This is a genomic window from Sporosarcina sp. SAFN-015 (genome assembly GCF_059415085.1).
Map to the genome: position 1 here is coordinate 199,896 of NZ_JBPFDR010000002.1, position 13,992 is coordinate 213,887.

The window sequence follows — 13,992 nt, forward strand, 5'->3', positions numbered from 1 at the left end:
ATGCCTGTCGTTTAAGCAGTCTATGACCATGAGTTATTTTTTGCTAACATCTTCATACGTGACATAGTAAATTTTATTCTTAGCATCGTAATTTACAGTAATCTTATAGACAAAGCCGGCAACTTCCCAATTTCTTGATGAGGGATTTTTGCTTTTTGACGTTGGATTTCCAAAATTCCCATCTATATAATGTACCTTTGCTTCAATTGTTCCGTTGGAATGGACTAACTGATAAGAAGCTGCCACTTTAAATTGATTTTTATTCTGTTGTACGAGAGTGAATGAAAGGTTTTGCAATCTGTCTACCACCACATTCACCGGTGCAGCAGGTGCCGTGTAATACGCCTTTTTAGTAATGGTTCCATATCTATCTGTCAATGGATACGAAAGTTCATTCACTTGCCCCGGCAGAAGTCCGTTTATCGTAACGGCTTCCTTTCTGACATTTCCTTTACTATCGGTAATCAAGATGTTAACTGTAGCTGAGTACCTTTTCGTAGTTGCATCATATTTCCACGTTGCATCCGGAGAGAAAGTAAAATCTACGTTTGCAATTGGAATTACCAACGTTGTATCGTGGACTTTCACATTATAATTCAATCCGCTTACAGCCAGTGATTGTGCCGCTGTAACAACAGGCTTCCCAACGGACCAATTCTCAACTTTATCGTACGTTAAAATGAATTGATTGCTTGAAGGGTTATACACCCATTTTGTATTTTCCGCAACCGTGGATGTAATAAACGGAACATGGATCTTTTGTGATACAGTTCGTGCACTTGAATGAACTTTTCCAGTATGCTTTCGATTATCATCAATGGTATAGGCAGAAATTTCGTATTCAACGTCACCTCTGACTGACGATACATCAACTACCGCCTCATACGTCCACACCTTCTCGCGGACCTTAGTGACCGTTATGTTTTTTGATCCAGGAATTGAGACAACGAGCTCAGGCCCGTCAATAACGACTGTACCTGTTAATCGAACCTCCTTCGCATACCGCGGAACGATGACTTCATTATACGTAATACCACCTTTCCGGTCATTCTGCTCTGTTCGAAATGTTTGTTTCTTGCCTTCCTTCGATTTTGCATTGACAACTGCTCCACTCGCACTAAAAAGCAACAAACCTGCAACCACAATAGATACAAGCTTTCTTGAAAAGACTTTCCCCATTTGACACTCTCCTCTTATTTTATCACCTGAGGGCCGTTTACATTATATGCAAAAAGAGATTTAGGTGTGCATGGCACTCTGATACATTAAATAATTATGGAGAGGAGAATATACGAAAAACACGGAGAAAGTTTGACTTTTTTCAACAGATTAAGATAAAAGACCTCATTATAGATACATAATAATTAAGCACCAACTACTATCCTATAAATAAAGAGCAGCTAAGAGTCGGTGATAAGGTTACTAAGTCGGTGATAAACGCTCGAGAGTCGATGATAAAGTCGCTTAAGTCGGTGATAACTCTCTCTCCGTACAACAAAAAAATAGGACTACCCGAAGATAGCCCCTTTCTTTAAACTTCCGACTCCACAATCTGTTTGTTATCGTGCATCGGACTTTCATATGCAACAAGCGTAACACCGAGCTCATCCTCTAATGTACTCAAAGCCCTCAACTGCTCCTCATTCAACTCTGCAAGTAGTGCGCGTTCGTGTTCTCGTTCAGGCATCATAAGCTACACACCCTTTCAAATTTAACGTTAGGGTAACCAATCGCGGATGGGATATACTAAATCAACTGAGCGCAAAAAATCCACAAAGGCTGATAAAGCCTCTGTGGATGTATACTTGTCCGATTCACATTATCCGACTTGCCAAGGACGATTGACCTTCGATTTTTTCTTTGGCTGCTTAGCCCCTAATTCAGCACGTGTCATTCGCTGAGGTTCCATTCCTTTTTCGATCCGTGAACTAACCTCTCTAGAAAGAGAATGCAAGTTAGGTGCTAAAAAAACTCGATTTGAGACGTGTCCACAGTCCGGGCAGTCTGCTATTTCTTTATTGCCAGCCATTGACTTGAAGAACAGCGTAAATTCACCGCACTCCTTGCAACGGAATGTATAATTAGGCAAAATGATTCCTCCTTATTTCGGCATAATATCCTTATCGAAAATTTGAGTAGGAATCGCGATTGTACAGCAAGCATTCGGAATATCGACAATGCCGTTGATACGACCTTCAACCGGCGCCGTACTCAAAAGCATATACGCCTGCTCGCCTGTATATCCAAGTGTCTTCAAATACTCGATTGCATTCAAGCACGCTCTGCGGAATGCGATATTCGCATCCAAATACGTCTGTTGCCCATTGCGATCATCAACGGAAATCCCTTGGAACACGAGATAATCATTGTAGTTCGGCTCAACCGGACCAGGCTGGAACACAGGGTTTTCGTGAATTTTATACTTTTCCATGCCGCCCTTAATAATGTCCACCTTCAACTCGATCCAGCCGGACATCTCAATCCCGCCGCAGAACGTAATCTCCCCGTCCCCTTGGGAAAAATGAAGATCGCCGACCGATAACTTCGCCCCTTCGACAAAAGTCGGGAAGAAGATCCTTGATCCTTTCGATAAATTCTTAATATCACAGTTTCCGCCATTTTCCCGCGGTGGCACAGTACGCGCGCCTTCTTTCGCAACTCTATCAAACTCTGCGCCAGTTAACGTACCAAGCACCACACTTTCCGATGTAGGAGCGTTTGCAAGCGCAGGCACCCGATTCGGATCCGTATCTATCAGTTTTTGCTCTCGATCATTCCATTTTTGTAAAAGCTCCATAGAAGGGGCAACACCAATGAGACCCGGATGAATAAGCCCTGCAAATTTCACGCCAGGCACATGTCGCGAAGTTGTATAAATACCTTCAAAGTCCCAAATCGACTTTTGAGCCTCCGGAAACTCGTCCACTAAAAAGCTTCCACCATTCTCCTTCGCAAAAATCCCATTAAAACCCCATTCATACCCCTGATGCGCTCCGATATCCAAAATATCGACAACAAGCAAATCACCAGGTTCCGCACCATTCACATATACCGGGCCACTCAAAACATGAACACGCGAAAGATTCACCTTCCGGACATCCTCTGCGCTATCATTATTTCCAATCTGCCCATCCGTCCATTCCTTACAATCCATTCTAAAAGAAGTACCAGGATCTACAGAAAAAGCAGCAGGAATATCCGGATGCCACCGATTGTGACCCGGATGTGCTTGCTCTTCCATCGGCTTACTCAAATCTAAAGCATACATTGTTTTCGCCATTCCTATTCCCCCAATCATAGATTTTGAATGCGCCTTCATAGTAGCAATAATATAGTAAACTGTCAAATAAATATGAAATTTGTAAAACTTGGATTTATAATGGTGTCGATTAGGAGAATTCGGAGATGGGTGGAGACTGGAAGAGCTATATTTTTTGAAGGGGAAAGGAGTACGAGGTTGCTTGTCTCATTGAATTTATAAAATTCATTCAGCTAAATTGGGAGAAGTGTTACAATGGGAACAGTATCCAGTTTTTTTCGACAACTAGTCGTAGAGAATATCATGCAAGTTTGAACTAATTAATTTAGTAAAGCAGAGGAGATTTTAAAATGACTAAAATCGTCCATGTTGTTGGTGCAATCATTCATAACGAAGAAGGTAACATTCTTTGTGCGCAACGTTCTGCAAGTATGACATTGCCTGGTTATTGGGAATTTCCAGGCGGAAAAATTGAACCAGGTGAAATACCACAGACTGCTTTGCTTCGTGAAATAAAAGAAGAACTTCATTGTGATATTGCAGTGGGACAATTTGTTGAAGAAACCGTATATAGATATGACTCATTTACAGTGCGTTTAGAAACCTATTTTGCTGAGATAATCAAAGGAACACCAATTGCTTATGAACATAGTGAATTAAAATGGGTACCATTCAAAGAGCTTTTTTCGTTACAATGGGCACCAGCAGACATTCCAGCCGTCGAAAGGGTGATACAACAATGCAAGAAGGGATTTACGAGCAATTAATCAACAAGCAAATTAAAACTGAATTGGACGAGCTTCCAGATATTTTTTCTGTGGAAAAGGAAGGAATAGACGAAGCAGAGGCAAGAGTTCTATTATCCAGTTATATTTCATCTGTAACTAGGAATGCGTTATCACATATTCGAGACGGTGGAAATAAGGAAGATGCACTGCTTAGTCAAATTCAAATTTGTAATGAAATTATCGATGTGCTTCAAAAAAAACTAAATGATGATGATTTTGGGGAACTTAAATTAGATGAGCATGCAGAGATTCTCACCTCGATTTATAAAACAATTAATACTGCTCAATCTTTAAAAAAGAAAAAAAGGGTTAGACCTGTTACCCCATTAACACAAAGCTCTTTATTCACCGGATCACATGCCGAGCCTAATATGTTGGAGGAGTTAAAAAAGGAAATTGCTACTTCTGATGAAATTGAATGGCTCGTTTCATTTGTGAAGTGGTCTGGTTTGCGCATTATTATTGAAGAGCTTCGTAATTTCACTGAACGAGGCGGCAGTCTAAGAATTATTACAACATCATATATGGAAGCGACAGATTATAAAGCACTTCACGAGTTAAGTAGGCTCCCTAATACTGAAATTCGGGTTTCTTTGGATAAAGAAAGAACACGTTTACACGCAAAAGCATATTTGTTCAAACGAAAAACAGGGTTTAGTACTGCATATATAGGCTCTTCAAACCTTTCCAACCCAGCACTAACCTCTGGACTTGAGTGGAATTTAAAAGTAACAGAGAAAGATTCATTTGATATTATTCGGAAATTTGAAGCTACCTTTGAAGGTTATTGGAATGACGAAGAGTTCAAAAGTCTGTCGGCTGATGAAAAAGAAAACTGGTCTAAAGTTCGTCAATCTTTGACAAAAGAACAAGTGGCAGAGACGAATGAGCAGTATTTCCTTGATATTCGACCGTACCATTACCAGCAAGAAATTTTAGATGAACTGGAAGTTGAACGTACTGTACATGGGCATATGAAAAACTTAGTCGTGGCGGCTACTGGTATTGGCAAGACAGCCATATCTGCCTTTGACTTCAAGCGTTTCATGCAGCAGAAACCGAATGCGAAGTTATTGTTTATCGCCCATAGAGAAGAAATCCTTAAGCAAAGTATGTATACTTTTCGTGCGATTTTAAAGAACAACAACTTTGGAGAAATGTTTGTCGGTCGTTTTGAACCTACTTCTTTCGACCAACTTTTTATGAGTATCCAAAGCTGGAATAGTCGAAAGATGATAGAAAAAACAACGGCTGGCTATTATGATTTTATCATTGTGGATGAATTTCACCATGCTACAGCACCGACATATAGAACTTTGTTAGAGTATTACGAGCCTTCCATTTTATTAGGTCTAACAGCTACCCCTGAACGAATGGATAATCAAAATGTACTTAGTTATTTTGACGACCGAATTGCAACTGAAATGCGATTAACAGAGGCGATCGACCGGAAATTGTTAAGTCCCTTTCATTATTTCTGTGTAACAGATAATGTTGATCTTTCAGCAATTAAATGGTCAAGAAGAGGTTACGATACTGACGAGCTCACAAATGTTTATACTTCAAATGACCGTCGCAGTGATCTTATTATCCACAGTATCAATACGTATGTTACTGATCTAGATCAGGTAAAAGCTTTAGGATTCTGTGTGTCAGTTGAGCACGCAAAATATATGGCTCGGTACTTTAACTCAAAGAAAATACCTTCTATCGCTTTGCATGGAGAATCGTCTGATGAGGAGAGAAATACAGCAAAGCGAAAATTAGTGAGTGGGGAAATTAAATTCATATTCGTTGTTGATTTATACAACGAAGGAATCGATATCCCCGAGGTCAATACAGTGCTATTTCTGAGACCAACTGAAAGTCTTACTGTATTTCTACAGCAATTAGGACGTGGATTACGTCTTGCAGAAGATAAAGAATGTTTAACTGTATTAGATTTCGTAGGACAAGCGCACGCAGATTATCCATTTGAAGAGAAGTTTAGGGCACTAGTTGGAAGGACGAAGCATTCCATTCGACATTATATTGAAAAAGGCTTCTATCAATTACCGAAAGGTTCCATCATTCAGATGGAGAAGCAAGCAAAGGAATATATATTACGAAATGTAAAAGAAGTAAAAAATACTAAACAAAATCTTATTACGAAGATCAAATACTTTGAAGAGGATACAGGAGAGAAGCTTACGTTATCAAACTTTCTTCATTATCATCATCTCACGCTTGCTGAATTTTATGGAAGGGGAAAAAACAGATCCTTTGAAAGGCTTAAAGTTGAAGCGGGGATCACAGATGATTTTAATAGCGAATATGAGGAAGTTGTAACAAAACGAATTCATGCTTTGTTCCATCTAGACTCAGCTGATCTAATCGAATTTTATCAGAAATACTTAGTGGGCGGGTTAATTGAAAATGAAGAACAGCAGCTGATGGTGGGGATGTTATACTATTCGTTCTTCGATGCGCCTCCAAAAAGTTTAGGATTCAGGTCAATGCATGATGGTATACAAGAAATCATTTCAAATGAAGTTCTTAAAAGTGAAATACAGCAAGTACTAGACGTGTGCATGGATAAAATCCGTTTAGTTGAAAAGCCATCGCCATTCGACTATACATCTCCACTCCGTGTTCATGCGCAATATACATCTGACCAAGTTCTTGCTGCTTTTGGTTATTTTAATGAAGAAGCCAAACCAGCATTTCGAGAAGGAGTCAAATACTTTGAGAATAAACAAACCGATATATTCTTCATCACATTAAACAAATCGGATAAGGATTTCTCACCATCGACGCAGTATGAAGACTATGCGATAAGTGACCGACTATTTCATTGGCAATCACAGAATAAGACTTCAGACACGAGCCCGACTGGCAAGCGATACATTAACCACTGGCAAAAGGGAAATAAAATTGCTTTGTTTGTTAGAGAATATAAACAAAAGGACGGTTACACTTCACCATTTGTTTTCCTAGGGACTGCTGATTATGTAAGACATGAGGGCAATAAGCCAATAAGTTTTGAATGGCGATTACATGAACGAATGCCTGCATGGCTACTACCGCTGGCGAATAAGAGTGTTTTATAATAATTAGTAAACAACTTAGCTTAATTAGCAATCCTAGAACACCAGACAACTAAGAACTGAACCATCGACGTTCATAGAGAGAATATGGGGTGGAAATAAATGAAGAATGATCGAACAGTAATGTTCTATTTTCCTGATGTGAAGCACGCCAATTCGTTGCGTATTATTCAAGATCCGACGAGTCAGATCCGTGGGTTTTATTTCACGAAGAGTCGGTTGAATGACGTTGAATCGTTGGAGTATGCAAACAATCATGCCGTTTATTTTTTGTTTTCCGATTCTGATGAATCGAGTGTGTATGTTGGTCAGTCCGTGAACGGCATTAATCGGATCAAATCCCATTTGCGTGAAAAAGACTTTTGGCAGTTCGGCATCTTGTTTGTGACGGATAATAATAGTTTTGATAAATTGAGCATTGATTACTTGGAGTATTATTTCATCCAAGCATTTTCCAGGACGCAGTACAGTTTGGAGAATCGCGATATGCGCACGGTTGAGCCAAACGTCAATGTGTTCAATCAATCGACTCTTAATTCATTTGCCTCCCATATTCAATTCTTGCTGGAAGCGTTAGGGGTTTCTTTCCGTGTGAGTATTCCAACTGAGATTGCAGTGAATGATGAAGTTGAAGTTTTTGAGGCGAAGTCGCCGTATGAAGCGTCGATTCTTCTTGCGGATGGGAAGTTCGTTTTGCAAGCCAATTCAATCATTTATGCACCATCTGAACATACGAAGGATTGGAGCGATGGAGGCACATTTTACAATCGAAATCTTCGAAGATATGAACAATTGATTGATTCAAATAAAGCCGTTAAGCTTGATGAAGGCTCTGCGAAATTAATTGATGATGTAGAATTCAACAGTCCAAGCATGCCTGCGGAGCTCTGTTCCGGTCGAGCTCAAAATGGGTGGATGTTTTGGAATGGGTTGAATGAGAAGAGGAATAAGGAAAAATAAGTTAGGCAGAGCTCCATTGTTCTGGGGTTCTGCTTTTTAATACTCAAAACGGAGGTGCGCATTGAACTTTATTCAACAAGGATCATCCACCGCAGTAATTGTCGTACACGAGATTTATGGGCTGAATCGGCATATGAAGGATATTTGCGAATCCTTGGGTGAACAAGGTTTTGATGTGTTTTGTCCTGATTTACTTGGCCGTCCAGCTTTTGACTATGTGGAAGAACAAGAGGCTTATCGTTATTTCATGGATCATGTGGGGTTTTTACATGCAAAGCATAAAGTGGAGAATCTGATCGATGATGTGCGGACTGCATATGAAAAGGTCGTTATTGTAGGTTTTAGTGTAGGGGCAACGGTAGCTTGGTTGTGTAGTGAGGATGGGCGTGTTGATGGTGTGGTCGGATATTATGGTTCGCGTATTCGACAGTTTTCGGAGTTGCAGCCGAGCTGTCATGTTTTGTTGTTTTTCCCTCGGAAGGAGTCTTCTTTTGACGTCGCTGAATTACTGTTAAACTTACAGGAAAATAATGTAAGATATTGTCAATTTGAAGGTGAACATGGTTTTAGTGATCCATACTCGGATCGATTCGATGAAATGTCAGCGCAAGAGGCCTTTCGAGAAATGAGTAGGTTTATTAGGGAAATATGAAGTAAGAATGGAGGGGATCATATGTTCATCGTAAACACAGAAGCAGCCATCTACCGTGACGGCCGTTATTTGCTATGCCAAAGAAGTGAAAAGGAAGATCACGCACCCGGCGGATTGGCGTTGATTGGGGGAAAGGTTGAGATGGAAGGGGCTTCTTCGGATATTTTAGAGCGGACGATTGCGCGTGAAGTCCAGGAAGAAGTGGGGCTTGTTATCGAAGGGCATCCACGGTATGTATATAGTACAAGCTTTGTGTCAGATCTCGGGGAGCCGGTTGTAAATGTTATCTTCTTATGTGAGCAATTCAGTGGTGAGCCATACGCTGTTAGTGCTGATGAAGTGGCGGCTTTGTTTTGGATGACGCCTGAAGAGGTGTATGAGCATCCAGAGGCTGCGGATTATTTGAAGGATTATGTCAGAAAAGCGGAGGACGTTCGTTTGAAGGGTATTTCGGTTTAATCTAACGATTGAGTAATTTGAACGGTTGTCCTAATTGTTTGGGAATAAAGCTAGGAGTACGAACGTATGTGTGGTATAATAGAAGAGTAATAGAATAGGTGACTCAAGGATGATCGGCCATTTTCCCGTGAAGGGAGGTGGTCGATATGACAGTATTCGAAGCAATGATGCTGGTATTTACATTTGCAGCACTGATTGTAGCTATATTGTCATCAAACGACAAAAAATAACCCATCCTTGAGTTAGCCGCTCAGATGGGTTATTCCTATCGCCGCCGATCCCCTATGGGAACCTACGCTATTATATTGACCGTTCAATGCGCACCATTGAGCGGTCTTTTTTACTTTATTCATTCTCTACCCCTATTATACGTATTCTATTCGAGTTGTTCAAGTTATTGGGAACAAAGGAGACTACAATTAGTAAAAGAAGTGGAAAAGGGTTTTCATACGATATGTCGAATGAAGGAGGTATTCAAGAAAAGGAGGCAAATGGAATGGGAGAATTGATGAAGGGCAAAGTGGGGATAGTTACAGCAGCTGGAAATGGCATTGGAAGAGCAAGCGCCCTAGCCTTTGCGGAAGAGGGAGCAAAGGTTGTTGTTTCTGATGTGAGTGAAGAAGCAGGGATGGAAACTGTGCGGATGATTAAGGAAATGGGCGGGGAAGCTATTTTTGTCTACTGTGACGTTTCACAGGAGCAACAGATTATTGATCTGGTAAAGCGAACTGTCGAAGAGTATGGGCGTCTAGATTGGGCACATAATAACGCGGGCATTGGTGCACCATCCAAACCGATTGCAGAAACGGAGACTGCAGACTGGGATCGTTGCATCCAAGTTACGCAAACGAGCTTGTACTTATCGTTGAAGCATCAAATCCCTGCGATGTTGAAATCGGGTGGCGGAGCGATTGTCAACACGGCATCGACGTCCGGCTTGCTCGGATCGGAAAACTTGGCTACTTATAGTGCGGCGAAATGGGCGGTTAATGGGCTGACAAAATCGGTGGCACTGGAATACGCTAAAAAGGGCATCCGCGTCAATTCGATCTGTCCTGGCATGACGTTGACATCAGCTGTAGAAGCATGGGCAAAAGAAGTGCCGGAGCAGGCGAAATATGTAGAGAACGATATTCCGCTTGGACGTATGGGGCGTCCTGAAGAACAGGCCCAAGCTGCGGTTTGGCTCTGTTCGGATAAAGCTTCCTATATTACCGGGGTGAATCTAGCTGTTGACGGGGGACAAACTGCGAAATAGGAAGTCGAAAAATAATCCATCCTTGAGTTGTACAAGCTCATGTAGGATGGATTATTTTATTTATACAGGGTTTTCACATCTTCATTCTATGATGAGAATCCATTTTTAATCTTTCTGAGCAAAAGTTGAGAAAAAATGTGTTAAGATATTCAAATAGTTTTTCGCAATCAACTAGGGACTTTTATCAATCAAAGAGGCGAGCACCTATGATATTAAGAAATGTATTACTTATCGTTCTTGGCTTTCAAATCGTCATTAACGCAACCCGTCCAATCATTACATTATCCGCATACGACATGGGTGCTTCCATGTTGGAAATTGGGATATTGACAGCGTCCTTTGCCGCGTTGCCGCTGTTAATCGCTGTTAAGGCCGGGAAATTAACGGATGCAATTGGAGATCGCCTTCCGGTCATTCTTGGTTTGCTAGGGATGGCGATCGGGATGTTGGTTCCTTACTTATTCGAATCGATTTGGGCATTATACGTCAGTCAAGTTTTTGTAGGTTCCTCTAGTATATTTATTGCTATCTCTTTACAAAATGTGCTTGGCAATCATGCGACAAAGGAAACACGGGATTATTATTTTAGTATGTTTGCATTAGCTGTTGCCGCAGGGGCATTCGTTGGTCCCGTAATGGGTGGTTATTTATCTGAGCATTTTTCTCATTCTGCCGGTTTTCTCGTATCTATGATTATTTGCATTCTTTTAATCGCTTTTGCTTTTTTTATACCAGTCGTACTGAAGGAGCAGCCCGCAGAAAAAGTAAGTCTTCGTTCTTCGTTGCAGCTAGTGAAAGAACCTCTCATTCAAAAAGCGTTATTTTCAAGTGCGCTTGTGCTGTATTCAAAGGACATTTTCGTTGCTTACTTTCCGCTGTACGGAAAGGAAATAGGACTCTCAACCTCTACAATTGGTTGGATCCTTGCCATTCAAGGATTGGCGACGATGATTGTCAGGTTTGTTTTGCCTAAATTACTGCAGCTGTTTGGTCGCGAAGTTGTTTTATTCAGTTCTATTTTGCTTGCAGGTTCTTCTTTTCTCGTTTTCACTTCATCTAGTAACATCATTCTTTTTTGTGTTTTTAGCTGTCTGATGGGGTTTGGATTAGGGTGTGGTCAGCCGATTTCTATGACGACAACCTACAATGCTTCGCCAAAATCGCGTACGGGTGAAGTTCTTGGTATTCGATTAATGACCAATCGGCTTTCTCAATTCATTGCACCGGTCTTTTTCGGGGCGGTGGGCGGCTGGGTAGGTGTAGTATCTGTCTTTTATGTTAGCGGAGCTTTCCTAATCGGCGGTGCGTTTGTGATGAAGCCTAGAAAAAATAAAGGTGAATCAGAAACGGAATAGGTATAGTTTGGTGATACATTATTAAAAAAACAATCCATCCCCGAGGATAAATGCTCGAAGGATGGATTGTGTTAATTAGATGGTTACTTCTTCATTGTTAGACAGTGCACGTTCTAGCGAATATAGTTGTTCTTCATTCAACGGAATCATCGGCAAGCGAACGCCGCCGACTTGGATTCCTTTAAGATTCAACGCTGCTTTTACAGGTGAAGGATTCGGGGCTGCAAAGAGTGCTTTCATCCTCGGCAATAGTTTGCGGTGATTGTTGGCAGCCTCTACTATATTGCCGATTTTGAAATTGCGGATCATCGTTTGCATTTCATTCCCCAACACATGAGCAGATACAGAAACGACGCCTGTTCCGCCAATTGATAGCACTGGAAGCGTTAGCGCATCGTCGCCGCTATACAATGAGAAACCTTCACGTGTACGTTCAATAATTTCAGCCATCGCGTCTAAATCACCGCTCGCCTCTTTCACGGCAACAATATTTGGAATTTCCGACAGGCGGATCGTCGTTTCGACTGACATGTTGACAGCGCTGCGCCCTGGAATATTGTACAGCATGACCGGTAAAGAAGTGGCCGCCGCAATCGTTTTGAAGTGTTGATATAACCCTTCCTGGCAAGGCTTGTTGTAGTACGGAGTGACAAGCATGATGCCATCGACGCCTGCATCTTCTGCATGCATTGTCAGTTCGATTGATTCTCTCGTGTTATTCGAGCCAGTTCCGGCAATGACCGGGACTCTTCCGTTCACCACGTCCACTGTAAATCTGAACAACTTCACTTTTTCTTCGTTCGATAATGTAGGGGATTCACCTGTCGTCCCTGCTACTACCAAGCCGTCTGATCCATTTGCGATTAAGTGATTGATCAAGCTCCTCGTTGCTTGGAAATCAATCTCACCATGTGCATCAAAAGGAGTTACCATTGCTGTTACAATTTGTCCGAAATTCATTGTTTCTCCACATCCTGTCTTTTATTTTGGTAAATAAAATAGAGGGAGAAGGGCAATTGAAAAAAAGAACACAAAAAGCAACAACGAGGGCTCGTTGTTGCTTGAAATAATGAAATAAATTATTTCTGTGCATAAGATAGCCCTCCATATAGTTTCCTATATGACAATCCTGGACTTATTCAACCCAGAACCAGCTTCGAGATAAATGAGAGTCTCTCCACTTCGGCAAATTCCCCTTTCCACAATCTTCATAGGATCTCATTGTCCTCTGATTGTGTACTGATGGTCTTTGCGCCTCTATCCTTACTTCAAAACTTGCGAAATAAGATATTATTAAATTAACTATCACTTTACAACGAATCATGCGAAATTGCAAGTGAAACGTGAAAATAATGTGAATTTATGATTTGCCAAGTATATTATTAAGGCCTTTTTACTATATTTCGAGGTGTTAGTAGTAGACTCAACTCATTCGGCCGTCTTAATTTTTACATCGCCAACGCCGATGTCGAGGGAAATGTCTATGATCGTGTCTGCTCCTGAATAGGCGTCATTGACATATACGCCATCGTTTTGTTTCGTGAAGTCTTTCAAATCAACCCTTCCAATCCCTTTTGAAACATTTACTCTAACGCCGGTCTGTTTCGGAAGGATAATCGTTACGTCGCCAACTCCTAAGTCAAAATCAGCACGGAAGCCTTTATTCCATTCGCCGCTCAGATCGATGGTGGAATCACTAACACCGCTGTCAATGGAAAGGCTATTTAGCTGGAGTCCTTCAAGGTTCAAGGTCGATTTTGAAACACCCATGTCAACGTTCAAATCGATAGGAATTTCATTTGTCAATTGGAGATCCCATTCGTTATCGACGTTGCGTTTATTGAAGCCGAATATTGTTCCTGAGCCTTGCTTAATTTTGACGAAGCCGACGTCCTTCCGAGTCTTATATGTTACTTTCGGCTCCAGTCGTTTGTGATTATAGGAAAACTCCCCGCTGACCCATTCAGGGGCACCACCTTGGATGTACAAGTTGCCAACTCCGAAGTCAATATCCACATTCAATGCGTCGGCATTGTCTTTTTCAATTGAAATATCATTTCCACTAGCTTTTGCAAACCACTTGTTATACCCATACGTGCCGAAGACGACTAAAATAACCGCCAGCAGTGTGGCCCATAGAAATTTGTTCATATCCATTCTCCTTCTGTCCCATTT

Annotated in this window: 14 protein-coding genes and 1 riboswitch; of the genes, 8 read left to right on the top strand and 6 right to left on the bottom strand. The window is 41.3% G+C overall.

The genetic code is table 11. The features are described 5' to 3' along the window. Window positions 1-33 precede the first annotated feature (33 nt). The 4 genes from ACR65H_RS03980 to fmdA all read right to left on the bottom strand — a co-directional run bounded on the left by ACR65H_RS03980 (window position 34) and on the right by fmdA (window position 3,280). The gene (locus ACR65H_RS03980; protein WP_440498839.1) at window positions 34-1,179 is read right to left on the bottom strand and encodes a hypothetical protein; all 1,146 of its coding nucleotides are present in this window, start codon (window positions 1,177-1,179) and stop codon (window positions 34-36) included. A gap of 352 nt (window positions 1,180-1,531) precedes the next feature. Continuing rightward, the gene (locus ACR65H_RS03985) at window positions 1,532-1,690 is read right to left on the bottom strand and encodes a hypothetical protein (RefSeq protein ID WP_440498840.1); all 159 of its coding nucleotides are present in this window, start codon (window positions 1,688-1,690) and stop codon (window positions 1,532-1,534) included. Window positions 1,691-1,819: 129 nt separating this feature from the next. Beyond that, on the bottom strand, window positions 1,820-2,089 hold the full coding sequence (locus tag ACR65H_RS03990; protein WP_440498841.1) for an FmdB family zinc ribbon protein: 270 nt from the start codon (window positions 2,087-2,089) through the stop codon (window positions 1,820-1,822). A gap of 12 nt (window positions 2,090-2,101) precedes the next feature. Next, window positions 2,102-3,280 carry a formamidase gene (gene fmdA, locus ACR65H_RS03995; RefSeq protein ID WP_440498843.1) on the bottom strand — a complete coding sequence of 393 codons (1,179 nt, stop codon included), beginning with the start codon at window positions 3,278-3,280 and terminating at the stop codon, window positions 2,102-2,104. Window positions 3,281-3,609: 329 nt separating this feature from the next. Here fmdA and ACR65H_RS04000 point away from each other — a divergent pair, with 329 nt between their 5' ends. The 8 genes from ACR65H_RS04000 (at window position 3,610) to ACR65H_RS04035 (ending at window position 11,817) form a co-directional block, all read left to right on the top strand. After that, window positions 3,610-4,026, top strand: a complete 417-nt coding sequence (locus ACR65H_RS04000) for a (deoxy)nucleoside triphosphate pyrophosphohydrolase (RefSeq protein WP_440498845.1) — start codon at window positions 3,610-3,612, stop codon at window positions 4,024-4,026. Beyond that, a complete protein-coding gene (locus tag ACR65H_RS04005; protein WP_440498847.1) occupies window positions 3,999-7,136 on the top strand; it encodes a DEAD/DEAH box helicase in 3,138 nt (1,045 codons plus the stop codon). The genes ACR65H_RS04000 and ACR65H_RS04005 overlap by 28 nt, the downstream gene beginning before the upstream one ends. 99 nt (window positions 7,137-7,235) lie before the next feature. Further along, on the top strand, window positions 7,236-8,093 hold the full coding sequence (locus ACR65H_RS04010; RefSeq protein ID WP_440498849.1) for a GIY-YIG nuclease family protein: 858 nt from the start codon (window positions 7,236-7,238) through the stop codon (window positions 8,091-8,093). A 61-nt stretch (window positions 8,094-8,154) separates the two neighbouring features. Then, window positions 8,155-8,745, top strand: coding sequence for a dienelactone hydrolase family protein (locus ACR65H_RS04015; RefSeq protein WP_440498850.1), 591 nt, complete (start codon window positions 8,155-8,157; stop codon window positions 8,743-8,745). 21 nt (window positions 8,746-8,766) lie between these two features. Beyond that, window positions 8,767-9,204: an NUDIX hydrolase gene (locus ACR65H_RS04020; protein ID WP_440498852.1), complete on the top strand. Its 438-nt coding sequence runs from the start codon at window positions 8,767-8,769 to the stop codon at window positions 9,202-9,204. Between the two features lie 146 nt (window positions 9,205-9,350). Continuing rightward, window positions 9,351-9,434 carry a putative holin-like toxin gene (locus ACR65H_RS04025; RefSeq protein ID WP_440499208.1) on the top strand — a complete coding sequence of 28 codons (84 nt, stop codon included), beginning with the start codon at window positions 9,351-9,353 and terminating at the stop codon, window positions 9,432-9,434. 266 nt (window positions 9,435-9,700) lie between these two features. After that, window positions 9,701-10,462 carry a glucose 1-dehydrogenase gene (locus tag ACR65H_RS04030; RefSeq protein WP_440498854.1) on the top strand — a complete coding sequence of 254 codons (762 nt, stop codon included), beginning with the start codon at window positions 9,701-9,703 and terminating at the stop codon, window positions 10,460-10,462. 206 nt (window positions 10,463-10,668) lie between these two features. Continuing rightward, window positions 10,669-11,817, top strand: coding sequence for an MFS transporter (locus ACR65H_RS04035; protein WP_440498856.1), 1,149 nt, complete (start codon window positions 10,669-10,671; stop codon window positions 11,815-11,817). Between the two features lie 75 nt (window positions 11,818-11,892). On the opposite strand, the gene dapA is transcribed toward ACR65H_RS04035, so the two are convergent. Together dapA and ACR65H_RS04045 are read right to left on the bottom strand one after the other, a co-directional pair. Next, complete coding sequence (gene dapA, locus ACR65H_RS04040; RefSeq protein ID WP_440498857.1) at window positions 11,893-12,777, bottom strand: 4-hydroxy-tetrahydrodipicolinate synthase; 885 nt, start codon at window positions 12,775-12,777, stop codon at window positions 11,893-11,895. Window positions 12,778-12,906: 129 nt separating this feature from the next. Then, a riboswitch (Lysine riboswitch) is annotated at window positions 12,907-13,085 on the bottom strand. 160 nt (window positions 13,086-13,245) lie between these two features. Then, a complete protein-coding gene (locus tag ACR65H_RS04045) occupies window positions 13,246-13,968 on the bottom strand; it encodes a toast rack family protein (protein ID WP_440498858.1) in 723 nt (240 codons plus the stop codon). Window positions 13,969-13,992: the final 24 nt, after the last annotated feature.